Genomic DNA, 23,126 nt, shown 5'->3' with positions numbered 1-23,126 from the left:
AAGGATTTCATTCATGTCTGAAACTACCAATGCCCAACAAAACCAAAACGACTACGACTTCGCTAGTATCGAAGCCAAGTGGCAAAAGTTTTGGGAAACCAACAAAACATTTAAAGCGGAAAACAATTCGAAGAAGCCAAAATACTACGCTCTCGATATGTTCCCGTTCCCGTCAGGAGATGGACTTCACGTAGGTCACCCTGAAGGATATACAGCGACAGACATCATGTCTCGCTACAAGAGAATGCAAGGCTATAACGTGCTTCACCCAATGGGATGGGACTCTTTCGGGTTACCGGCAGAGAACTACGCGATGAAGACAAACACGCATCCAGACATCACAACCAAAAAGAACATTGCAACTTTCACTCGTCAGCTTAAGGCCCTTGGGTTTTCTTACGACTGGGACAGAGAGATCGCAACGTCTAACGTTGACTACTACAAGTGGACGCAGTGGATTTTCGTTCAGCTTTACAACAAAGGTCTAGCTTACGAATCTGAAATGAACGTTAACTGGTGTCCGGCGCTAGGAACAGTTCTAGCAAACGAAGAAGTTATCGACGGAAAATCTGAAGTTGGAGGCCACCCGGTTATCCAAACGAAGATGAAACAATGGGTACTAAGAATCACTGAGTACGCTGAAAGACTGCTAAACGACATCGAAGATGTTGACTGGCCGGAATCAATTAAAGAAATGCAAAGAAACTGGATTGGGAAGTCTGAAGGGGCGACAATTAAGTTTAAAGTTGAATCAGGTGAAGAGATTGAAGTCTTCACAACAAGACCAGACACTCTTTTTGGTGCGACTTACATGGTTATCGCTCCTGAGCACGCTCTTGTTTCAAAAATCACAACTCCAGCTCAAAAAGCAGCAGTTGAGGCCTACGTTGAAGCTTGTAAGCTAAAAAACGAACTTGAAAGAACTGAACTTAACAAAGATAAGACCGGAGTTCCAACGGGAGCTTTCGCGATTAACCCGGCAACTGGAAAACAAATCCCAGTGTGGATTGCTGACTACGTTCTTGCCACATATGGGACTGGTGCGGTTATGGCCGTTCCTGCTCACGATGAAAGAGACCATGAATTCGCTAAAAAATTCAACCTTCCAATGGTGAGAGTTATTGAAGGCGGAGACATCGACGAGGCAGCCTACACTGCTGACGGTAAACACATGAACTCTGACTTCATCAATGGATTAAACATTGCTGATTCTAAGAAAAAAGTCATTGAATGGCTTGAGTCTAAAAAATTAGGAACTGGAAAAATTAACTACAAACTTCGCGACTGGATTTTCTCTCGTCAAAGATATTGGGGTGAACCATTCCCTATCTTAAAGTTTGAAGATGGAACGATCAGATGCCTAGATGCAGATGAACTTCCACTTGCTCTTCCAGATCTAAAAGAATTCAAACCATCAGGTAATGGTGAGTCTCCACTTGCCAACGCAACTGACTGGCTTTGGATTACTGATCCAAAAACAGGGAAAAAAGCAAAACGCGAAACAAACACAATGCCTAACTGGGCCGGGTCTTGTTGGTACTACCTGCGCTTCTGTGACCCACAAAACGAAAAAGAGCCTTGGAACAAAGACGTAGAAAAATACTGGATGCCAGTTGACCTTTACATCGGTGGAGCTGAGCACGCGGTTCTTCACTTACTCTACGCTCGCTTCTGGCACAAAGTGCTTTTCGACCTTGGATTTGTTTCAACAAAAGAACCATTCCAAAAGTTAGTTAACCAAGGCCTGATCCTTGGAACTGACGGCGAAAAAATGTCGAAGTCTCGCGGTAACGTTGTTAACCCGGACGCAGTTGTAAAAGAATCAGGAGCTGACTCTCTTCGCCTTTATGAAATGTTCATGGGTCCACTTGAAAAAGTTAAGCCGTGGAACGAAAACGGAGTTAAAGGGGTTTTCAACTTCCTTTCTCGCGCTTATCGCTTCTTTGCTGATCCTGCACACATCACAACTGGCGCGGAATCAGATGAGACGTTAAAGGCGCTTCATAAAGCAATTAAAAAAGTGACAGAAGACTACGATCACCTTCGTTTCAATACAGCGATTTCTGCGCTGATGATTTTTGTTAACCACTGCTACAAAGCTGGCAAGGTAACAAATGAAACAGCTAAGACATTCACTCTCCTTCTTGCTCCAATGGCACCACACTTAGGTGAAGAACTTTGGGAAATGCTTGGTGGAAAGACTACGCTTACTTATGAAACATGGCCTAAGTTTGACGAAAACTTAGCTAAAGACGACACGATTACTGTTGCTGTTCAGGTTAACGGAAAGCTTCGTGCAACTCTTGAAGTTGAGCCAGGAATCACTCAGGCAGACGCGATTGCAATGGCAAAAGCGGATGAGAACGTTTCGAAACACCTTGCTGGAACAATTGTTAAAGAAATTTATGTTCCAGGAAAAATTGTTAACTTCGTAGTAAAAGCATAAGGATTATATATGTCGGAAAAATTTTATATCACAACCGCGATTGATTACCCGAACGGTAAACCCCACATGGGTCACGCTCTGGAAAAAATCGTCAGCGACGCCTACTCAAGATGGCACGCGTTTCTTGGTTACGAAACATACTTTCTAACAGGGACAGATGAAAACGGACAAAAACTTATTGAGTCTGCAAAGGCCAATGGACTTGAAACACAAAAATTCGTTGATGAAAACTCAGCGATCTTTAAAAAGCTTTGTGCTGATTTAAATGTTTCAAACAATGACTTCATCAGAACAACTGAAAAACGTCACCACGATGTGTGTGTTGACCTATGGAAGAAGCTTGAAGCTAAAGGCGACGTGTATTTCGGAGTCTACTCTGGAAACTACTGTCTTGCTTGTGAGTCTTTTTACACTGACACTCAGGCGCCGGACAATATCTGTCCAGCCCACAACACTCCTCTGACAAAAAAAGAAGAAGAAGGTTACTTCTTTAAAATGGGCGCTTATCAAGACTGGATTATCGCTTACATCAAGACCAACACAAACTTCATCGTACCAACATCTTCGTACAACGAAATGCTTTCACGCCTTGAAGGTGACAAATTAAGAGATCTTCCAATCTCTCGTCCAAACGAAGGATGGGGAATTCCAGTTCCAGGAAATCCAAAATTTGTAATGTACACTTGGTTTGATGCTTTAATTAACTATTACGCTGCAGTGGCAGGCACTCCGAATGAAAAATTCTGGCCAGCTTCTATGCACGTTATCGGTAAAGACATTACCTGGTTTCACACAGTCATCTGGCCAATCATGCTACATGCTGCTGGAATCGCTCTTCCAAAACAAGTCTACGTTCACGGGATGATCTTGGCCGAAGACGGTAAAAAAATGTCGAAGTCGCTTAACAACGTTATCGATCCAAATGATATGCTGGCAAAGTATCCTCTGGATAGTTTCCGTTATTATCTTCTTCGCGCTATTCCTGCTCAGAGTGACGGACGTTTCTCTGAAAAAGAATTAATTGAAAAGCACAACGCTGAACTAGGAAACTCTTTTGGGAACCTAATCATGCGTGTAATTAAGCTTTACCTAAAAGACAATGCTCCTACTGTTGATGGCGCTGGCATTACCCAAGAAGTTAACTTCGATGAAAACTTCAAGAAGATGAAAGAGTTCATGGAAAAACGCGAACACAACAAAGCGCTTGAAGCTCTTTGGGAAGGTGTCAACAACATGAACCAATACGTAAACACGAAAGAGCCTTGGAAACTTAAAGAAGATAAAGTGGCGCTTAAGCAAGTTGTTTACAACTGCCTATACTCGATCCATGCGATCTCTACACTTCTCTCTCCTTTCCTTCCAGACACTGCTAAAAAGGCGCTAGAGCCTCTTGGAGTCAAGCTAGGCAGTTACGCTGATGTGAAATTCGGAACAACAACGTATGAGCTTTCTGAGCCAATGCCACTGTTTCCGAAAATTGATCTTCCGGTTGAACCAAAACCAGAGCCTAAACCAAAGGCGCCTAAACAACCGAAAGCTCCGAAAGAACCAAAAGAATCTTAGTTCATTAAACAAATCTCAGTCACACAGGAGTCTTAACAAGGACTCCTGCTTTGGCCGCCTCAAAAAAGACACGCTTTTCCCCAGCTAAAAAAGTAAATTTAGTTTGATAACGATAATAACTCCTTTCCCAAAGGAGCTCTTTAAAGCCTTAAAAAGACTGCCATTTATTATTAAGAAATAAAGCTTTTCCTACCAAATCAGTAAAAGGGATTAGAATATTAGGATAGCGATTATTAACGGTAACGGTGAACGTATGGATGAAGAACAATTGGCACTCGTAGAGGAAGGATTAAACCTTCTTTTACAGAAGTACAAAAGAAATCAGCGCGATGGTGATTTGAAGAGAGTCCAGGCCGTCATGGATGCCAAAGTGGCCATCCGCAAAGTTATGTTATCCGTCGCTATTAAAGGCGACATCAAAGACATTACTCCCGTGATTGAAGGAGGAAAAGGTGCTGGCTGGGAAGTGACCGACTTTGACAACAAAGTTGTTCGCTATCACGCATAGCTTTCTCTATTGTATTCCTTCACTACTTAATCAATAATAGCCTCCTATAGGGAGGCTATTATGTTGGAACAAATCACTGAAGATATCAAAAAAGCAATGTTCGCTAAAGATAAAGAGCGTCTAGATGCTCTACGCTACTTTAAGGCGATGCTGATTGAAAATAAAACGTCTAAAGCGCCAATCGCTGAGATGGACGTTCTTATTAAGCACGTAAAAAAACTTAAAGACTCTCTGGAGAATTTCCCACCAGAAAATGAAATCAGAAAGAAAACTGAAGTTGAAATCAGTGTTCTTGCTGAGTACATGCCAAAACAATTAGATGAAGCGACTGTAAAAGGTTACATCAAAGACATTATCGCTGCGAATCCTGGCGTTAATGCTGGTCTGGTAATGAAAGAACTTAGTCCGAAAATTAAAGGGCAGTTTGATAGTAAGCTTGCCAATGAGCTGGTTAAAGCGGCTTTAGGATAAAATAAAAAAAGCAGCTCTAGGGCTGCTTTTTTTTTTGATTAAAATTTACAGCTTAAAACGACCGGAAAATGATCAGATAAAACTTCTTGAATAAACCTAAAATAATACGGATTCGTCAGCTGTCTTAAGAACACTCTTCTCTTCATCCCTTCAAGTCTTTCATTAATCTGGAAATCATCCGCTACAATTTCGTCTTTCTTAACAGTCTCAAGGCCCGTTAAGTACTTTCCGAATTGAGCAACAAACTTATCCATCTTACTTTGTCCTGCCGGTGTCAGCGGGTACTCAAGCTTGATTGTAGCAGGGTCATCCACTGGTGGGATATCGCCATCAAGGATTGGGTTTTCTTCTGTGTTAAGAACATCGATTTGATCTAAACCAAGATAAGCTTCTACGACTGGAGACTCAAAACTCTTGTTTGAAAGTCCTACAACTTCTTTTCTAATAACGTAACGAGACTCAACGTCTTTATAGATTTTCTCGTTGTAATAGTTATAAACCTTTCCTTCATCGCAGCTAGGGAAAGCTTTTTTATCTAAGATGAAATGGTCGTAGTCATTAGCAACACCATTAGTTTCTTCTTTTTTAGCATTGTAACGAGTTGGTGAAACTGTCGTTGCCTCACTAATAAGCAGTTCTCCACCTGGGAAGGCCTTAAGAACTTCCGGCCAGAAAGCGTTGTTAGACACAAGGTTCATATCGGCCATTAACATGATCTTTGTATCTTTATATTTCTTTCTATAACGATCCATAAAATCAAGTGTGTTTTTAACTTCAGCATAACGAGCGAAGTTTGCTGAGTTGATTCCTGTTCCAAGCTCTTTGTGGCTTTCAACACCAAATGTTTTTTTCATCAGGTCTTTTTCAGCGTCCTCATCACCCGAGTAAGTAAATACCATGTGTGAAGTCACTAGTGTAAAAGCCGTGTTCCCCGCTTTGAAGCTCGCCATAAAAGGGCGTCTTGCAAAGTGCTGAACCAGGTCTTTTCCCATGAAGTCTTCTGTTAATGTGATGAAACAAGCAACTGGCGAACCAGCTCCTTCTTGAGCGTATTCTTGACAGTGAGGATTAATCACTGGAGTTGCAGAGTTTGCACGGTAATAAAATCCAACTAATTCCTCAACCGATCCAATCAATGCCGAGTCTCCACGAGGAGAAAGTAACAGTGACCAGCTTGGGTCTAATTTTTTTAATTCTTGAAGAACTCTCAGGTAACCAGGAGCTCTATAAAGATCGTAAGCTCTGTATGTATCGCTTTTAAGCTTGGCGATTTTAGCGTCGAGTTCTTTAATCTTCGCAGCGTCTTTCAGCTTGCTTCTTTGGTCTTGGTATTTCTTTAAAATGTTTGGTGAATCTTGAAGAAAAGAAACAACTGCTTTATTGCTTTGTTCATCACGACCCACTGTCGCTAAAAGCTCCAGCCCTGAAACGATGTCGTATTGATTCATGATTTTTGCCACTAGAGCATAATCTTTAAACAAGGCCTTTGATGTTCCTGGGTGAAGAAGATTGTAGTTGGCAATTTTTAGAGAGCCGGTTGCTCTTTGTGCTTTTGATGATGGTCCGTATTGATTGTAGTTGGTGTAACACCCAACTTTATACTCTTCATTCACAATCAGCATCTTGATCGTTTCACAACGCTCTTGATACTCAGCGATTTTTTGAGCGTCATCTTCTAGTGACTTGGAAACCTTAGGCACAGCATCTTGGGCCTTCAGTGTGAAAGCGAAAAGGACTAGTATAGAAAGTAGTAATTCCTTCAAACAGGTCTCCAACTATAAAGATCAACTAATAGTGGCCATTAGATTACCAACTTAATCAACTGATCTTCAACTTTTGCCGTGGGAAGATTTCTTCCTAAGTAGCTGATACCCTGTTCTTAACAGAAAAAAAATGAAGGTGTGTAAAGATGACACGGCTAAAGTTTTTGACTCACAATGCCGATAATTAGCTCAAGTTGCTAAGACTAAAGCGAGGAAATATCTATGTATAAGTATTTATTGATTTTATGTTTAACAATTAACGTCTCATACGCGTCTGCGGTGAAGCTAGTTGATTACATGGTAAGTGGATCTGGAATTGCTGAAATCCTGGCAAAGCATGGAATTAAAGGAAACGATGCTAAGCAAGTACAAAGTTATGTCGCTTCATCGCTAGCTGCTCTAAGCTCGAAAGGCTCTACTCTTTCTAAGCAAGAACTTCTAGATGTTCTAAGTAAACTTCCAGTAACAGGACAAGACGCTAACGTAAGAAAGGGTCTGCAAATGTTACTAGACACTCCAGCTGATAAAATCCAAAAGAAAGACGTAGTAAACGCAATCAACAACATTATCTATCTGGCCAACCGTCATGGTAAGTCAGTTATCATTACATGTGCTGAGTGTGTAAACGAAAACCTTGCTCGCGACGGTTTCAAGTTTACAGTTGAAGCCATTAAAAACGCTTCTGCTTCAAAACTTCTTAATGACGTTATTCCAAAGAACCCAGCTCAACTTAATACATTCATCTCTGGACGTATGAAGAGACTTGGAATGGGAGACTACTCTAAAGTAACTCCTGACCTAGTTGCACCAGAAGACGAAAAGTCACTTGCTCTATTTCTTGGTCTTGCAGAGTCAGGATCGGCTGAGCAAAAGGCCCTTATTTCTTCAATCAAAAAACTTTCTACAAAGAATGGTAAAACAAACATCATCGATCCAAAGAACCCACACAAATTCTGGAAGGTTCTAGCTGACGATATGTCTGCTCAAGACATGGCAGGATGGACAAGAACTCTTGATGAAGTAGCAACACGTGCTCAAAAAGATAATATCTCTGCTGAAGAAGCTTTCTACCGTACACTAAAAGATAAAGCTTCTGGAAACGAGTACCTTACTAAGCAGTATGAGACTCTTAAAGCTAAGAGATGTTTCTTCAGATAATCATTTAAAAGACAGTTCAAATAAAAAAGGCCCTCGTAAGAGGGCCTTTTTGTTTTTACATATTGTCGATCCAGGTCTTGATAGCATCCAGCTCTTCTTGGGTTAGCTGGGCAATTGGGTCCGGAGGCATGTTTCCTCCGTTATTTTTTAAGATGGTCCACATTTCCGATCCATCAGAGCTTCCTTGCACTACCAACCCAGCACTCACCCACGCTGCCGACGTTTTATAAGACGACCACTGGTGACACTGAAAGCATTTCGTTTGCGCCACTTTGTAAGCGGCCAGAAGTCTTGCTCCATCAGCTGTTGATGAATCAATTCCTTCAATCGGTGAATACTGTCCACCGTCTCCAGAATTGCTGTTGTAATCCTGGCCACAGCCAGAGAGAACAAGCATCGTAAATGTGAGAGTCAGGATCTTTTTCATCATAATTAAACGTCGATAACCGCTACGACTTCTACTTCATCCGTTACACCAATGCCCATGTATTCAGCTGGCTTTAGTTTTAGTTCTGAAGGTTTAACTTTAAAAGTCGCTTCAATTTTATTTGGGTTCACTTGTTTATAAGTGAAATCTACCGGCTTTTTTACATCGTTTACTGTCAATGTACCAGTCCCCTTTCCATCAGCTGCGCTCACTTGAGAGAAAGTGATCTTTGGCGACTTTTCAAAGTTTAAATGCTTATGGAAGTGTTCATCGCGAAGAGAGATCCCTGTCTTTAGTTCTTCAACTTTTACCCAAAGATTCTCTGCTGTGAACTTGTTGCCATCTTTTTTTACGTCACCTTTTACTTTTGCTGATTTGGCTTCGAAACTTCCTGCAGGAGAAAGGGCAACTTTAACTGTTACTTCGTGGGCCATTACTGAACCCATCATTAAAACACCTGAACAAAGAGCGATCATTCTTTTCATATAAAACTCCTAAAAATCGTAAACTGCGCCTACTGACCACAGACTTCCCGGGTTAGGAAACACTTTTCCTAAGCGGGTTCTGAGAGATACATTTTTAATTTTAATTTTCGATTGAATAAAATAACCAGCTTCAAGCGCTGTATCTTTTTCAAAACGGTAAGTCGCTTCATCCGGATTCGTCCAATCCCCTGTGCGGTATTTAACTGGAATTTGAAACCCTAATAAAACGTTATCGGAAATTGTTTTAAAGTACATTCCCGGGCCAACAAAAAGACCTTTTACCGAGACAGATGACTGCTGGTAACTAATGGCCCTGTTTTCTGCACTAATCGTAGCCGATGCCACAGCAAAACATCCTTCCAGGTCAAACTCATACTTAATGTTTTCCCACTTCTTTCCTCCACCGACACAAGAGCCGATAGCAGTGCTTAGAAGATTGTTTTTAACATTCGTACTTTTATTCACCAGGATCACTCTATCCTGCCAACTTAAGATTTCCAGAGTCGCGTACCACCCTGGTTTGTATTCCAGGTTTTCATCGCGAGTGACTTTCTCCTGAAGAAGATCTTCTAAGAGTTTTAAGTCCGATTCTTCCACTTTTACTTTGCGGGCAAGACCGATAAAACCTTCTGCATTCTTTTTATACTTTCCACGCTCATTTTCTGGCGTGTAATCATTTGTATTGCTAAAAAGCTGAGTATTTAAGAAGGCCAGTTTGTAATAATAAAGCGGAAGCTTTGTTCTTTCATAGTAAGAGCTCTCCATCGCCGAAGGAGGAGTTGCCAGGATTTTTTCATGGGCTGCTTTATTGAAGTTAATGATGATCTTGCGATAGACTTCAATCGCTTCTTTAAACTTCTCTCTGCGCTCAAAGCTAATGGCTAAACGCTCAAGGGCCATCCAGCTTTTGACCAGACTGTCTTCCTGGTCATCGTATAAGTCTTCAACTTTTTCTGGCTGATTTTTATCCAAGTAAAGCTGCATCAGCTTTACGTTTTCAACCGTATTGTCAGCTCCCATGGCAAGTGATGAGAGTCCGAAAGCTAAGAATGTTAGTTTTGTCATCTTCATCGTTATAACCACAAGTGAATCTGGGCCATTAAATCCCATCTATCTTTTGTACTGATCTGCTGATTAAAGTTTCTAGTGTTGTATAAGTCAGCACGTAGCTCGACTTTTGACATTGGGAAGTATTGAATACTCGGCCCAAATCTTACGCGATAACTTTTATCTGCATCGTTTTTGTAATACTCAACAGAATTTAAAAGATAAACTCCACGAGTGGCCTTGATATGGTTTTGGAAATTAGCGTAGTATTCAGTCTTATCGCCACTGACTAGTTTTGGTTTCTTATCGACTTTACCGATTTCAAACATCAAGCTGCTTCCATTGCCAATCCCAGAACGGATGTGAGCGGCAAAGGCCGTCAGGTCCACATAGTCATTGCCTTCACTCATTGCCGAGAGACCAATGCGGTTTTTCTCAAGTAGCGTGTACTCAAACGTTCCAGCAAAACCTTTCATGCGAAGATCAGCATCTTGAGTGAGATTTCCAACGAAGACATTCACACCCGCTTCAAAAGCAGGATTGTTGTAGTGAAGAATCACCCCGTGAGATTGGTCATCCATCGTCACTTGTGGAGTCGTGCGGGCATAAGAAGTGTGTTCAACAATTCTTATCCCGTAAGTTTTATCCATTAGTCCCGCATACACTCCCCAACTTGGGCTTGGGCGGTAACCAACATAGTGCTCGCGCGTGCGGTACTCTTTTACACTGTCGGCTGCTTTTGTATTTTGTAGTGATCTTGGAATGGGAGCATAACCAAAACTGAAGCTTCCCATGTATTTGTCGTTTTCACCAAACTTCACCACCATATTCAGGTCGGCCTGCATATGGATGTACTCTGTCTTTTCGCTGTCTTCACCAAAATTTCTTTTTAATAAAAGACCGCGGTAGCTGGCAAAAGGTCTAAAATGTTTGTTCTCTGGTTGCTTAAAAAAGAACCCCGATTCCTGACCAATTAAATCTTCTGGTTTACTATCATTATAAAAGCCTCTGCTCCCAATGGCCGTGGCCGAAACAGCTCGACCGTAATCATTGATGGGTCCATTTCCAAAGGGGTTATAATGACAAGTAATACATGAGTTGTATCCATGTCCGATAAAGTTGGGATAGGCCTCGGCCTTTGAGATCATCAGAGCGCAAAGACCAAAAAATAATGAAATTGTTTTCAGCATGATTTCTCTAAATAAAACTAAAAATATCCCTTAATCCTAAACTAAAATTTCAACAATAACATTAACAATTTAACCCCTTTCTCAGAGCATTCTACTCGGGAATCGGAAGTATTTGCATGCCACAGTAATTGACCATCCTTATGTTACGATAATTTGAGTGAATTTATTTATAAGGGGGAGTTCCATTAAACTACATCATTTTTTAAAAAAAGAATTCATCGTGATTTCTTTCGTCTCCCTGTCATTAAATTCTGCCTTTGGTGCGGCCAGAGACCAGGCCTATCGTCTGCACAACCGCCTGGCCAGTGTGCCTCCTTCTGTAGAAGTTTTAAACCAAATGGAGACCTATATTAAGAACGGCAATGCTAAAGATGCTGCTCTTAAAGCAATGGACGATCAAAACTTCTATAACATCACTCTAAAAAACTGGGTGAAACGCTGGACGAATGTCGATAATTCTCCTCGCGTTCCTCTCAATGACTACGTAGCGACTGTTATCGGAATGGTTCGCGATAATATTCCCTTTGATCAGGTTCTATATGGAGACCACCTTTATATCGCGGCACCGACAACTCCGGTCACCATTCCTGCTTACAATAAAAAAGATAATAACCAGTACATTGAACTGGAAAATAAGTTCGTCTCGTTAAAAGACAACTTAATGAGAGTGAATCAATCCGAAGTGACAGGTGTAAAAGACACGGCGGGAGTTCTGACAACCAGAGCTGCGGCCAGCGCCTTCTTCTCTGCAGGAACAAACAGAAGAATGACTCGTTTTACTTTTATGAACTTTCTTTGCCGCGACTTTGAAGCGGTTCACGATATCAATATCACCGACTACCATGTTAGACGTGACGTTGAGAGAAACCCAGGTGGGGACAGCCGCACTTACCGCAACCAGTGTGTTGGTTGTCATGCTGGACAAGACGGGCTTGGTGGAGCATGGGCCTACTTTGATTTCGTTGATAATGAGATTAAACACACTCCCGGGACAGTTGCTGCCAAAATCAATAAAAACGTTCTTTATAAAGATGGATACGTCACGACAAATGATGAATGGGTCAACCTATGGGCCGATGGACAAAACGCCAGTTTAGGATGGCCGGATAAAACATCAGGAAAAGGGGCACGCGAATTAGGAATGATGATTTCAAGATCGCGCGCTTTTGCTGAGTGTATGTCGACACGAGTGTTTGAACTTGTTTGTGTCAGAAAGCCAAAAGTCGACAGTGAGAAAAAAGAAATTAAACGTCTCGCTGATCTTTTCCAGGCCAACGACAACTTTAGCATGAAAAATCTTTTTGCAGAGACATCGATTCTTTGCATGGGCGAATAACAAATGAATACAGAAAACAACGAAAAACAATCTACTCTACCTAACGGCGTCCGCATTGCCATTGCAATCGGAACTCTGGCTTCGGTGCTTATTGCCTTTAACCAGTGTACTTTTGAGCCGATGAAAGCAAACAAAAGAAGCACAGCTTCGAAATCCACTGCTCCGTCAACAGCAACAGGTGATGCCGGAGATATCGACAGCGATGCAGAACTTCCTGATGGATTAGTCATGCCGCCAATGAATAACCCTACGGCGGAGACAGAACTTGATCAAGTTGATGTTGGGGTTAAGAACTTTGAACAAGTTTTCCAGTCAATGGTTGCAGTGACAGGGGTTCCAGCGACGAATACCAGCGTTCAAAACTTATATAAGGAAATTATTGTCCAGCTTCCAGCAGACAACAATGTAAAGAGTTTCCTTCCAGCTAACCAGGTAGCGATTACAAAACTTGCTGCTGAATTCTGTGAGCAATTAGTTGAAAATGGAACACTCAGAGCAGCGATCTGGCCGACTATTAATTTTGGACAGACGCCAACTCAAGTCTTCTCTGCTGCCAATAAGCAATTAATCATCAACCAGGCCATCGATCGTTTTCTTCCACCACTAGATACACAAACAAGAACATCGACGGTGAATGAACTGACAAAACTTTTTGATGAGTTGTTGACAGGAGAAAACCTCTCTTCAAGTGTAACGACAAGAAAACTAGTTAAGGCGATGTGCATTTCCACTCTGGCAAGTGCGCACTCAACTCTACTTTAAAGGAACGATAAGATGACGAACAAAAACAAAGATCAAAATCCAAACGCTCCTTTAAAACATGAAAACCACACTCTTCAAAGTAGAAGGGATTTTCTTTCACAAGGTTTTCTAACCGGGATGAGTTTCACCATGCTTCCGGGTCTTCTTCCTCTTTTGAAGATGAACTCGGCCCATGCTCTTGAGTGTGGTTTTGGAACTCAAGAGGCCATTACCCGCATTCCAGTTATGATCTTCGATCTCTCTGGTGGAGCGAACTTAGTTGGATCAAACGTTATGGTTGGTAAGGCCGGAGGCCAGATGGACTTCATCACCAACTACGAGTCTCTTGGTCTTCCAACAGCGATGCACCCAAAAAATGCGGGGCAAACAAACAATGAACTGGGACTTGTTTTCCATAACGATTCAGCGATTCTTCGTGGGATCAGAAACACAACAGCAGTGACGACCAGAGCTAAAGTTGAAGGCGGTGTTTTCTGTGCGGCCTCTAACGACGATACACAAAATAACCCGCACAACCCAATGTACTGGCTGACAAAGGCCGGAGTTGTCGGTGAGCTTGCTCCTATTGCAGGAACGATTAACAGTGAATCTGGCGGTAACTCAATGGCGCCACAAAGTTCACTCATCCCTACTCTTAAACCCGTCACCCTAAACTCGCCACAAGATGCACTAAGTTTAGTTAATATCGGTCGACTAGGTTCACTTTATGGAACAGAGAAGGCCCAAAAAGTTTTAAAGACTATTGAAAACCTGAGTGCGCAGAAATTAAAACAATTCAACGCCAAGGCCCTCCCTGATCAAATCAAAGACCTGGTAAATTGTGGATACATTCAATCTCAGGATTTATTAAATCGCTTTTCTGCCACAGCTGTTGATCCAACTCAGGATGCAATGGTCAGACAGGCCTTCCCTAATATTGCTAACAACAATGATCAAAGAAGAACGGCCACCATGGCAAAACTAATCCTTGATGGATATGTAGGAGTGGGAACTGTAGAAAAAGGTGGATACGACTACCACGACAATACACGTTCAAGTGGTGAAACACGCGACTCTGAAATCGGCGAAATGATCGGTCGAGTGATGGAGCTTGCTTCATTAAAACAAAAAGACATTCTTATCTACGTCTTCACAGACGGTGGTGTTTCTGCAAGTGGGGCTACAGATGATTCTCAAAATGGCCGAGGAAAAATCCCTTGGACGGGAGACAGCTCTCAGCGCTCATCAAGTTTTATGCTTCTTTACCGCCACGCTGGTAAAGCAACATTAAGAACAGCTGATAAGAGACAAATTGGTGCCTTTAAAGACAATGGTGCCGTTGATACCAACGCAACGATGGTGAGTAACAGTGTCACCAACCTTTCAAAAGCAGTCGTGGCCAACTATTTATCACTGTCAGGACAAGAGTCAAAACTTGCTGATGTTGTTGGAGACAATCCGTTTGGATCGAATATGAACAGTTATTTATTTTTTAACCCGATTAAATAAGGACTAAACTTTGAAGAGATCAACCAAGTACAAACTGACATCTTTTTTATGCCTGGGTCTAGTCCTTATTGGATACAATCAGTGTATCAATCCGATGCAAGCGACAAATAAATCAGCAATGAAATTCTCTGCTGATGGAAAAAGCTCAGGAACAGGGCAAGCGCCAAACAATTCAAATACGCTCTCTTCTGCTGAAGTAAGAGCGATTTCAATTGAGGCCTTTAAGACGACAGTCTACCCTATCACCCGCGCCCGCTGTGTTTCTTGTCACGGGACAACCCAAACACCATTGCATGCTTCTTCTAATCTAGAAACGGCCCACAATGTTTTGGTTGATAACTTTAAAATCGATTTTAACAATATTCCTAGCTCTCGCATGGTCTTAAAACTTAAAAACGAACGCCACAACTGTTGGGGTGACTGTACGGCCAATGCTAATGAAATGCAGGAAGAGATCACTGAATGGAAGCGCATTATTGATGAGAAGGCGCCAGATGCTACAGATTCATCAAATGTGTCAACTCACACGACTTCTGAAACAAAAACAATCGCTGAAATCCTCAGTCCGGAAAACCTGATTGATCAGGGAACCATCACTCTCATGGCCGAAAGTGGATCGCTGCGCACTCCAATGGTTAAAGCAACAGACAATGGAACAAGTTATATCTGGGCACCAGAAGGAACAGGAACAAAAAACCTGACAAGTGCTGATGCTGGTTTAGCTTACGTGAACTTCAAGCTGACAAACTCAGACTTCTACAAAGTGTATATGCTCGTTAATGCTCCAGATGCCAACTCTGATTCTGTTTATGTCAAAGTGGCCGGCTCAGATACAAAAGAATGGCACATCAGAACGCTGACAAAAGGTTTTGAATGGCGTGAAGTGACTAACACAACTTCATACCAGGACACTCCTTTTTATATCGCCGGAGGATCAAACTTTGGAGTTGAGCTTCGCCAGCGCGATGACGGGTTAAAAATTTCAAAAATCACGATCACTAATGATCCAATGTTTGATCCAAACGCAACGAAGGCCCTGAAATCTACAATCAGCATGCCTATCTCTTCTCTTTCTGGTGTAAGCGGATCAATGCTGGATATTGATATCGAAGAATACGATATGTACAGTTACAAGCTAACCAATCCAAGAATCAGGACCACTCAAGACATTTATGTTAAATCGCTTAAAGTTCTGGTGAATGGCTCATACAATCCACAACACGCGACTTACACGGTTGTGAATAAAAAAGTCTCGGCGGCGGATGGAGTCCTTTCAAATTACTCTATGATTCTTTTAAAAGATAAAGGACTAGACAGCGACAAACTTTCGTTTGCTTTCGATCATATCGGAACATCAGAAGCGCCGACAACGACGACTCCAACAACAGGAACGGGATCAAACCCAACGACACCTGTAACCAAGATCTCGTCAGTCGATGGGTTTAAGCAGACGCTGTGGCCGGTTCTTCGCGCCAGATGCATAAACTGTCACGGTGATAGCCAGCCTCCTCTGCACGCTCACTCTAACGTGACGACAGCTCATACCAACGTCGTTGAAAGTGGGCTGGTGAATTTCACAAACATTGGAAGCTCAAAGATTTCGACGAAACTTAAAACCAATAGACACAACTGCTGGAGCGATTGTAATTCCAACGCCGCAGAAATCGAAGGCCAGATTACAATTTGGAAAAATCTCTCAGGTAAATAATGTTTAAAAAAGGTATTCTGATTTCTCTTTGCTTATTCGCCCTTGTCCTCGTCATCGATTTTGTCTGGAAAGCTCAAATGATGACGGGGGAATCGGCCCATATCAATCGCGGATTTATTTTTGGAACTCTTCAAGACCTGCCGGCGAGTTTAACATTAGTCACACTCTGCTCAATGGGCGGACTCTTAGTTTTCGTTTATGTCATGATGATCATTCTACTTCCCGCAGAGCTTCTGCTTTTAAAAGCGGGGCTGGGACTTCTTTCCGGCGGAGTTTTAGGAAACGTAGTTGACCGTGCCATTCACGGTGGGACGTTGGATTTTCTTCCTATGCAAATCCCCGGGCTCCCTCCTATTGTGTTTAATCCGGCAGATGTTTTCCAATGGATTGGGGCCGCGATTATTGTCATAAAACTTATCACCAAAGAAAAGATCATCTGGTATCCAGAAAACCAAAGAGGTTTTGGACTGGTCAACGTAAGAGAGCAGATGAAATTTGCTTTGAAGTTTGCCACCATTTCACTTTGCACTTGTTTAGTACTGGGGCTTTTTTCGCTTTCTTATTTAACTTTAACTCTTCAATCAATCAATGTTCACAGCAAGTCGACAGTGATTGGTTTTGCCATCAGCTACCTGGCAATCACACTACTTTTTGCAGCTGTTTCATTTATTGCCGGACTACTTCTTTCAGAAAGAACAGCAGGTCCTCTCTACGCCTTTGAGAAGTATGTTGAAGACTTACTTAATGGGGATCAAAGAGAATTGAAATTAAGACAAGGGGACAATTTCAAACATCTTGAAAATGTCGCCCTTAATCTTAAAAACCACTTGAACAAAAAGTAATTACATTACTTCAAGAACTGCGGCATTGCGGTTGATTGTTAAAACTTTCAATGCATTTAAGTAACGCTCGAACGAATCGATGTCCGAATACTTCGCCAGCTCTTGCACGGCCCTGTGAGCGAACTCACCCACTTCTTTCATCCCAAGAAGCTCATCAGCTGGAACAGATTCCCAGATAACTTCTGCCGTGGCTTTATCTTTAAGAGTCGCAGGATTCAGAATCAATTCCTTAAAGGCCTTGTACTCCATCTTCTGACCGCTCTTAGAAAAGCTTACATAAAGTTTTCTTGTCATCGCCTCTTCTACCGAGCGGTATTGAGACATAACTTTAGCTGATTCAGCAGCCGTTTTACGGTTGGCCATTTCAGCAACTGAAAGTTGGAATGACTTGAAGGCATCATAGGCCGTTTCTGATTTTACATAACGTTTTAACTTCAACGTCAATCTTGCCTGAGACTTATAAGTTTCATGCACCAGACGTGCTCTTGCCGTTACTAATCTTCGCAACGTTTGTCCTTCAGACATCATACTTAAAAGTGGAATCTTTCTTCCTTTGATGAAGTTAAACTCCGGCATCCCTTGAACAAAAACGAAATATGGAATTTCGCGTTTTCTCATTGGGATATCGATAAAAATATCTGTCAGGTCTTCAATGTTCTTATTGATATAAGCATTGAGCTGTCCTGGTCTACTTCCCATTGCATTGAGTTCTTTTTCAATACGCAGGATTTTCGCCGCGTTTTTCGCTAACGATTCGTTTCTCATGCGCAGGAACCAGTCCTTCACTCCACTATAAATGGGAATTCGTCTTCCAATTCTATCCGTCGAGTTAATTTCTCCCATGATACGAACTGCTTTATTTAAACGCTCACCAGAATAACCTTGAACTAAACGAAGCATCTCTCTCGGGTTATCCCCAAAATAGTTGGCCATCATCGTCGCTGCTTGACGGTCGATTTGCTCTTTTGATTCTTTAATCGTGACTCTACCAACTTCAGCTTTTACTGTTTTGGCCACAGCAAGTTTAGCACGCTTGATTGGATCAAGGACTGCTCCAATTCGCGACATCATCTGCTCCATGCTGATTTCACCAGATGTATAAAGCTTTCTGATTTTTGAAATCTTAGTCGTTGCATTCTGTAGAGTCTTGGCATCTACACCCGCATTCTTTGCTGTATTAGAGAATCCTAACAAGAAGTGGGCCGCTCTTACTTCTTCTTCCTGTGTCACGGACTTAGCTGCCGCTTTAAAAGAAGCTTTACCGGTCTGTCTCATCATCGACTGAGTTGAGACGTACACGAGTTTAGGTCCAAGGGCCAGGGACCTGGTCGCGACACCAATCAGAGGGAAAATACTGATGGCCTCAAAGGCTGCCCAAGCATATGAGCGGTGAACTTCATCCGCACTACCTGTATTGGCAAAACCTAAATCTTCCATCACTTTGATCTGAGCCTCTGAAACATCGGCTTCAGCTTTTCTCTCCAGCTCGTTTCCTGTTAACTTGATCTGAATTCCCAGAGAAGCTAACCCGGCAACGGCCATCGCACCACCAAGCGGAGCACAGATACCACCGGTTAAAGTTGTACATGCACCACCAACAATAATGGCAGCAACTCCGGCCACACCGGAACCAATCCCCCACCACATATCACGCCATTCACTTGAACTCATTTCATTGATCTTACTTAAAACATCCTCTGGCACGGCCGGAAGACCTGCCATTTGGTTTAAGTCGTTTTGCGCTTTAGTTGTCGAGTAGAAAATATTTTTAAACTGCGTTTCATCGTTGATATCCATTTTACAGAAACGGTCCAGCTCCTGCAGGATCTGCAGTTTTCTCGTTTGCGCCGCTTGCTTTAAGAGATCTTTATAAATTGGTTTCTTATAAGCATCATCCAGCGCCAGGAAGTTTAGTTTTAAGCTAAACGTGTTATCAATACCGTTTACTTTAGAGAACTCCTCAAACAACGCTTGCTGCTTAACCGGATCGCGCAGGTTGTATAACTTCAGGAAGAAATCCCCTAATTGCGCTTCTGTTTTCTTTGAAACGTTTTTAATTTCAGAGACCGCTTTCTGGCTCAGAGTCGTTCCTGTTCCAAGTGCCGCTTGCTCTGAAAGAATAGTCTTATAAGAAATATTTTCAGCTATTGAATAATAGGCCTGATTATTTCTCTTCACACTAAAGAGCTGTGCGTTTCTTTGCTGAATATCATCCAGAATATTTCTCCAGATCTGCTTTTTCTCTCCCGAGTTGAGCAGTCTTCCGGCATGGTTGTAACTAAGTGGCAGATGCAGCCCCAAAATCTTTCCGGCCTTTTGAAGAGTGTTGTACTGCACACTCACGTTATTGATCTTACACATCACCTGATCATTGGCCTTCGAGAAATAATTTTTTGTATCGTACTGAGGAAGGATACCTTCCTGTTGATACTCCAGCTGATCCAAGGCCACCATGTAACTAAACTTCAATCTCGCCCATGGGTTTCCAGCAGCCATCTGATCTAAAAGGAAGTTGAGCTCAAATGGTTTTGCGTCCGGAAGAAGCGCAAGCTGATCCCTCATATTTGTCCAGATGAATCCCAGGAATGGATAAAGTTCTTTGTATTTTGTTTCTTCCAGTCTTCTGGTTGGAACGTATTTTTCTCCCGTGCGAAACTCAGACATAAAGTCTGCCAGGTTTTCCAGGATGTTATTTCCTTCGAAACAAATCTTATTCAAATCAGGAGACCTGCGGCTTCCCATCATACAGGCATTTTGCACAACTTTATAAAGAGCAGAGTTTTTCGGTGCATTTCTTTGTTGGTAGAGAGTGTCCGACAGGTATCTTAAACTCCAGTCTCTCCAGACAGGTGAAGAATACATCGATGGAAAATCGACGCTCACTTTTCTACCAACAAATTTTTTCTTCATTCGTTCAGTGATTAGGTCACTATAATCCACAAAACCATTTTGTTGCATTAACTCCAACAGGTATGGAGATAAGTTTTGTTTCCCCGGATAAAGTTGTTTTACTTCACCACTTTTTAATGTCACTTCGGCAATATCATCAGCAGGGAAATCCCCTAACATTTTTTGGAAGATATCAAATCCCGCATATGTAACGTTCTGACCTCTTACTTTTCCTCTGAATGCACTTTGTGCTTCACCTAACTTGTAAGACATGACTGTCTGGAAGTGGGCCACATCATCAAAGTGTGGTTCAAGGGCCTGAGGTCCAGAACCTTCCGCACTTCTTAGAGCATTCTTATAGTTTTCGAATGGAACAAGACCGCTATACCCTTCTTTCGTCGGGTCTTTGTTAACGTTATCAATGTAGTAATCAAGATAAGAGCTATCGTCTTCTTTGTATGTCAGACCATGGCTGGCAAGAATGTTTTCTAAGAACTGATCACCAACACCTTCTTCGTAAGTGAATTTGAATTTAGGAGGAAGGTTTCCGTTAAAGTGCGTTTGACATGAGTTAGGGATCGCCAGATCAGCACGGCTTCCTAAAATGGTGTCGTATAAATACACCTGAGAAAGCATCATATGCAGAGTCATCCACTTTAAGGCCATAACGTAGTTTTTCGACGATGGCGCTTTTAATAAAGTGATTACGTCACGTCTGATAATATCAGTTGCTGAAAAACTTAAACGGTAAATCCCATTTTCAGCTGGCTGAATTTCTAAATAGAATGGACTTGAAGCCGGGTTTGGTCCCTGAGTGATAAGCCCAAGCTCACTTTGATCAAGACCTTTAACAAAGGCCGGAGTCATATAAGGTTGAAGACCAAGATAAAAAATCTTTCCATCATCTTCTTTTGGAAGATATGAACGCATGATCACGACAACATCTCTTACCGGAAGAAGAACGTTTTCAACGTAAGTTGCCAGTAGCTCTGCACGGTCAGCATGGCTGTAATTTTCGTTGTGAAGAATTGGTCCAAGTGTTTTTAAATAACCCTGAGCTTCTGTTGTAAAGGCCACAAATGTCGGGTCAATTTTATTTTGAAAATAAGTCAGTTGTTTCTTTTTTGATTTCTCTTCTTGAATCGTCGCTTTAACAACTTTATCAAAATATCCTTCTTTTTTTACTTTCGGGCAGGCCTTTTGATTAAACTCTTCGCGGTCGAGACTATAATTATCTACTGAACACGAATCGCGCTTAACAGAGGCCATGAGCTTTTTAAAGTCAGCATCCATCTGCTCTTTAGAACAATTCGCATCCTGTTCTGTACCAATCAGACGAATCTTAAAACCTTTCATCTTATTGACGAAATCATCAAAGTTCGCAGCTGATGCCGGCTTCCTTCCCCATTCACTGAAATTCAGCGAACACGACTGAAGAATAAGACATAAAATAAGGACACTAGAATTTAACCACTTCATAGTTACTCCAGAACATTAAAGATCAATCTCGTATCGGTCTTGTCGGGTATTACTTTAGTTGAATTTCAGATTTCAAAGACTTAGGTTTAAAAATAAAGATTAAACTTATTTAAAGAAATAGCCGACAAGATCGGTATGATTTGGAAAAAGTCACTCCTTATTTCTGCTTTCACTCTACTTGCTTCCTGCTCACATCTGCCGGAAGAAAGAGTGTCTCTGCGTGAGCCCGCAGAAGCGACAGGCTCATGTCAGGAACTGGCCCAAAGTCTATTCTTAAAAGAGAATTATGAACCTGATTTACAGAAGGCTTTAGTTGATAAGAAACTCATCACCTTCTCTAATAAGTTCGTTACAGTTGAGCATCCAAAACTTAACTGGATCAACAAAGCACGCATCTCTTTAAACAAGTCGATTAAAAACTGGAACAACAATAAGTACCCGGCTTTTTATATTTTTAGTGATGAAGATGTTGTCACTGAAGCTAAAAGATATTTTCAAACTATTGATAGTATCGTGAGCCCTGACGTTGCCGTTGATCCGGCCGCAACAAAAAACATGGCATTAGTTGAAGGATGGATGAAGTCTTTTGAGTCTTATCAAAAAGACGTCGATAATTTATTAGAAGAGCGCATCTCACTTCAATACAATCTTTCACTGCTTAAGAAATTAAAGCTTAAAAAAGATGAAGTCCGCGATATCAAAGTGACTGTTAAGCGCAATGGTGTCATGGTCGAGGAAATCCTGACGTTAAGAAAAGCTGAAAAAGACCTGGATTACCAGGTGAAAAGATTTAAAGAAGAAATCAAAGCCCTTGATGGAACCCTACTTAAAAACGGGAAAATCAAAGACCGCATCATCAGACAGGCCATGCTGACTGATATGCTAACTATTGTTCAAAGAGAATTTGAATACGGGATTAAAAATGCCAAGGCACCTAACCCTGAATTACAAAAAGAACTTGAACGTATCAGTGCCATGATTAAAAAATCAGAGTTCCAACCGACGACTTACGGAGTTTACCGCATCACGAATAAGGTTTTTATCAGAGAGCTTGCTGCTCTTACTAAGGCGGATGTGGCCTACAAAAAGTTCGTTGAAACTCCACTTCTAAAAGTAAAAGAAGTGCTAAACGCTTATATTCAAAACCGTGCGATTAAAAACCAAACGGATGAAGAAAAAGTTGGAATTTTAAAACGTATTTATGCCAAAATCACCAGCATCACACCAAAGCAGGCCGCAATCACCGGCGGAACTGTCGCTATTGCCGGTATTGGTATTGAAAGATATTTCTGGATACAGAATAATCCTAGTCACACTAATGCAGGATCTACTCGCGTAGAAGAAGTTACTGACCAGTCAGAAAGTGTCGATGTCAATGGCGCGAGAGTCGTTGAGACCAACGATGCTCAAGGGGTTCAGACGAACGGTGCCCACGAGCAACAACTTGACCGCACGAAAAAAGAAGAAGAAAAAATCTCTGATTCTCACTCAAGTGTTGTTGAAGTTCATATTGATGAATTAACAGGACAATAAAAAAAGGCCCCAAATTGGGGCCTTTTTTATT

Annotated in this window: 17 protein-coding genes; 11 read left to right on the top strand and 6 right to left on the bottom strand. The window is 41.8% G+C overall.

What is annotated here, in order from left to right:
• Window positions 1–13: 13 nt before the first annotated feature.
• The 4 genes from leuS (at window position 14) to AC6JA8_RS02935 (ending at window position 4,988) form a co-directional block, all read left to right on the top strand.
• The gene (leuS, locus tag AC6JA8_RS02950; RefSeq protein ID WP_497975693.1) at window positions 14–2,446 is read left to right on the top strand and encodes a leucine--tRNA ligase; all 2,433 of its coding nucleotides are present in this window, start codon (window positions 14–16) and stop codon (window positions 2,444–2,446) included.
• Between the two features lie 9 nt (window positions 2,447–2,455).
• Window positions 2,456–4,009, top strand: coding sequence for a methionine--tRNA ligase (metG, locus tag AC6JA8_RS02945; RefSeq protein WP_497975692.1), 1,554 nt, complete (start codon window positions 2,456–2,458; stop codon window positions 4,007–4,009).
• 253 nt (window positions 4,010–4,262) lie between these two features.
• Window positions 4,263–4,517: a hypothetical protein gene (locus tag AC6JA8_RS02940; protein WP_102242374.1), complete on the top strand. Its 255-nt coding sequence runs from the start codon at window positions 4,263–4,265 to the stop codon at window positions 4,515–4,517.
• A gap of 60 nt (window positions 4,518–4,577) precedes the next feature.
• Window positions 4,578–4,988 (top strand): GatB/YqeY domain-containing protein, encoded by a 411-nt coding sequence (locus tag AC6JA8_RS02935; RefSeq protein WP_497975691.1) that lies wholly within the window; start codon window positions 4,578–4,580, stop codon window positions 4,986–4,988.
• A 38-nt stretch (window positions 4,989–5,026) separates the two neighbouring features.
• On the opposite strand, the gene AC6JA8_RS02930 is transcribed toward AC6JA8_RS02935, so the two are convergent.
• Window positions 5,027–6,751 (bottom strand): exonuclease/endonuclease/phosphatase family protein, encoded by a 1,725-nt coding sequence (locus AC6JA8_RS02930; protein WP_497975690.1) that lies wholly within the window; start codon window positions 6,749–6,751, stop codon window positions 5,027–5,029.
• A 222-nt stretch (window positions 6,752–6,973) separates the two neighbouring features.
• On the opposite strand from AC6JA8_RS02930, the gene AC6JA8_RS02925 reads away from it, so the two are divergent.
• Window positions 6,974–7,909, top strand: coding sequence for a hypothetical protein (locus AC6JA8_RS02925; RefSeq protein WP_491634012.1), 936 nt, complete (start codon window positions 6,974–6,976; stop codon window positions 7,907–7,909).
• Between the two features lie 55 nt (window positions 7,910–7,964).
• Here the strand turns inward: AC6JA8_RS02925 and AC6JA8_RS02920 are convergent, their stop codons facing one another.
• From AC6JA8_RS02920 to AC6JA8_RS02905, 4 genes are read right to left on the bottom strand one after another with little or no spacing between them, the layout of a single operon-like run.
• The gene (locus AC6JA8_RS02920; protein WP_102242370.1) at window positions 7,965–8,339 is read right to left on the bottom strand and encodes a cytochrome c; all 375 of its coding nucleotides are present in this window, start codon (window positions 8,337–8,339) and stop codon (window positions 7,965–7,967) included.
• A 2-nt stretch (window positions 8,340–8,341) separates the two neighbouring features.
• Window positions 8,342–8,821, bottom strand: a complete 480-nt coding sequence (locus tag AC6JA8_RS02915) for a YceI family protein (protein ID WP_497975689.1) — start codon at window positions 8,819–8,821, stop codon at window positions 8,342–8,344.
• Window positions 8,822–8,830: 9 nt separating this feature from the next.
• A complete protein-coding gene (locus tag AC6JA8_RS02910; RefSeq protein WP_497975688.1) occupies window positions 8,831–9,886 on the bottom strand; it encodes a hypothetical protein in 1,056 nt (351 codons plus the stop codon).
• An 8-nt stretch (window positions 9,887–9,894) separates the two neighbouring features.
• Window positions 9,895–11,058, bottom strand: coding sequence for a hypothetical protein (locus AC6JA8_RS02905; protein WP_497975687.1), 1,164 nt, complete (start codon window positions 11,056–11,058; stop codon window positions 9,895–9,897).
• 220 nt (window positions 11,059–11,278) lie between these two features.
• On the opposite strand from AC6JA8_RS02905, the gene AC6JA8_RS02900 reads away from it, so the two are divergent.
• From AC6JA8_RS02900 to AC6JA8_RS02880, 5 genes are read left to right on the top strand one after another with little or no spacing between them, the layout of a single operon-like run.
• Entirely contained in the window at window positions 11,279–12,394 is a 1,116-nt protein-coding gene (locus tag AC6JA8_RS02900) for a hypothetical protein (RefSeq protein ID WP_497975686.1), read from the top strand.
• Between the two features lie 3 nt (window positions 12,395–12,397).
• Entirely contained in the window at window positions 12,398–13,156 is a 759-nt protein-coding gene (locus AC6JA8_RS02895; protein ID WP_497975685.1) for a hypothetical protein, read from the top strand.
• 12 nt (window positions 13,157–13,168) lie between these two features.
• Window positions 13,169–14,644 (top strand): hypothetical protein, encoded by a 1,476-nt coding sequence (locus AC6JA8_RS02890; RefSeq protein WP_497975684.1) that lies wholly within the window; start codon window positions 13,169–13,171, stop codon window positions 14,642–14,644.
• A gap of 10 nt (window positions 14,645–14,654) precedes the next feature.
• Window positions 14,655–16,352, top strand: coding sequence for a hypothetical protein (locus tag AC6JA8_RS02885; RefSeq protein ID WP_497975683.1), 1,698 nt, complete (start codon window positions 14,655–14,657; stop codon window positions 16,350–16,352).
• A complete protein-coding gene (locus AC6JA8_RS02880) occupies window positions 16,352–17,194 on the top strand; it encodes a signal peptidase II (RefSeq protein WP_497975682.1) in 843 nt (280 codons plus the stop codon). Before AC6JA8_RS02885 ends, AC6JA8_RS02880 begins: the two co-directional genes overlap by 1 nt.
• Here AC6JA8_RS02880 and AC6JA8_RS02875 read toward each other — a convergent pair whose 3' ends face one another.
• Window positions 17,195–21,562 (bottom strand): hypothetical protein, encoded by a 4,368-nt coding sequence (locus AC6JA8_RS02875; protein ID WP_497975681.1) that lies wholly within the window; start codon window positions 21,560–21,562, stop codon window positions 17,195–17,197. It lies immediately after the preceding gene.
• A gap of 135 nt (window positions 21,563–21,697) precedes the next feature.
• Between AC6JA8_RS02875 and AC6JA8_RS02870 the strand changes: the two genes are divergently transcribed.
• The gene (locus AC6JA8_RS02870; RefSeq protein WP_497975680.1) at window positions 21,698–23,095 is read left to right on the top strand and encodes a hypothetical protein; all 1,398 of its coding nucleotides are present in this window, start codon (window positions 21,698–21,700) and stop codon (window positions 23,093–23,095) included.
• Window positions 23,096–23,126: the final 31 nt, after the last annotated feature.

Source organism: Bacteriovorax sp. HI3, from assembly GCF_059738875.1.
Note: the sequence above shows the minus strand (reverse complement) of the source record. Positions and strands in the feature narration are given on the sequence as shown.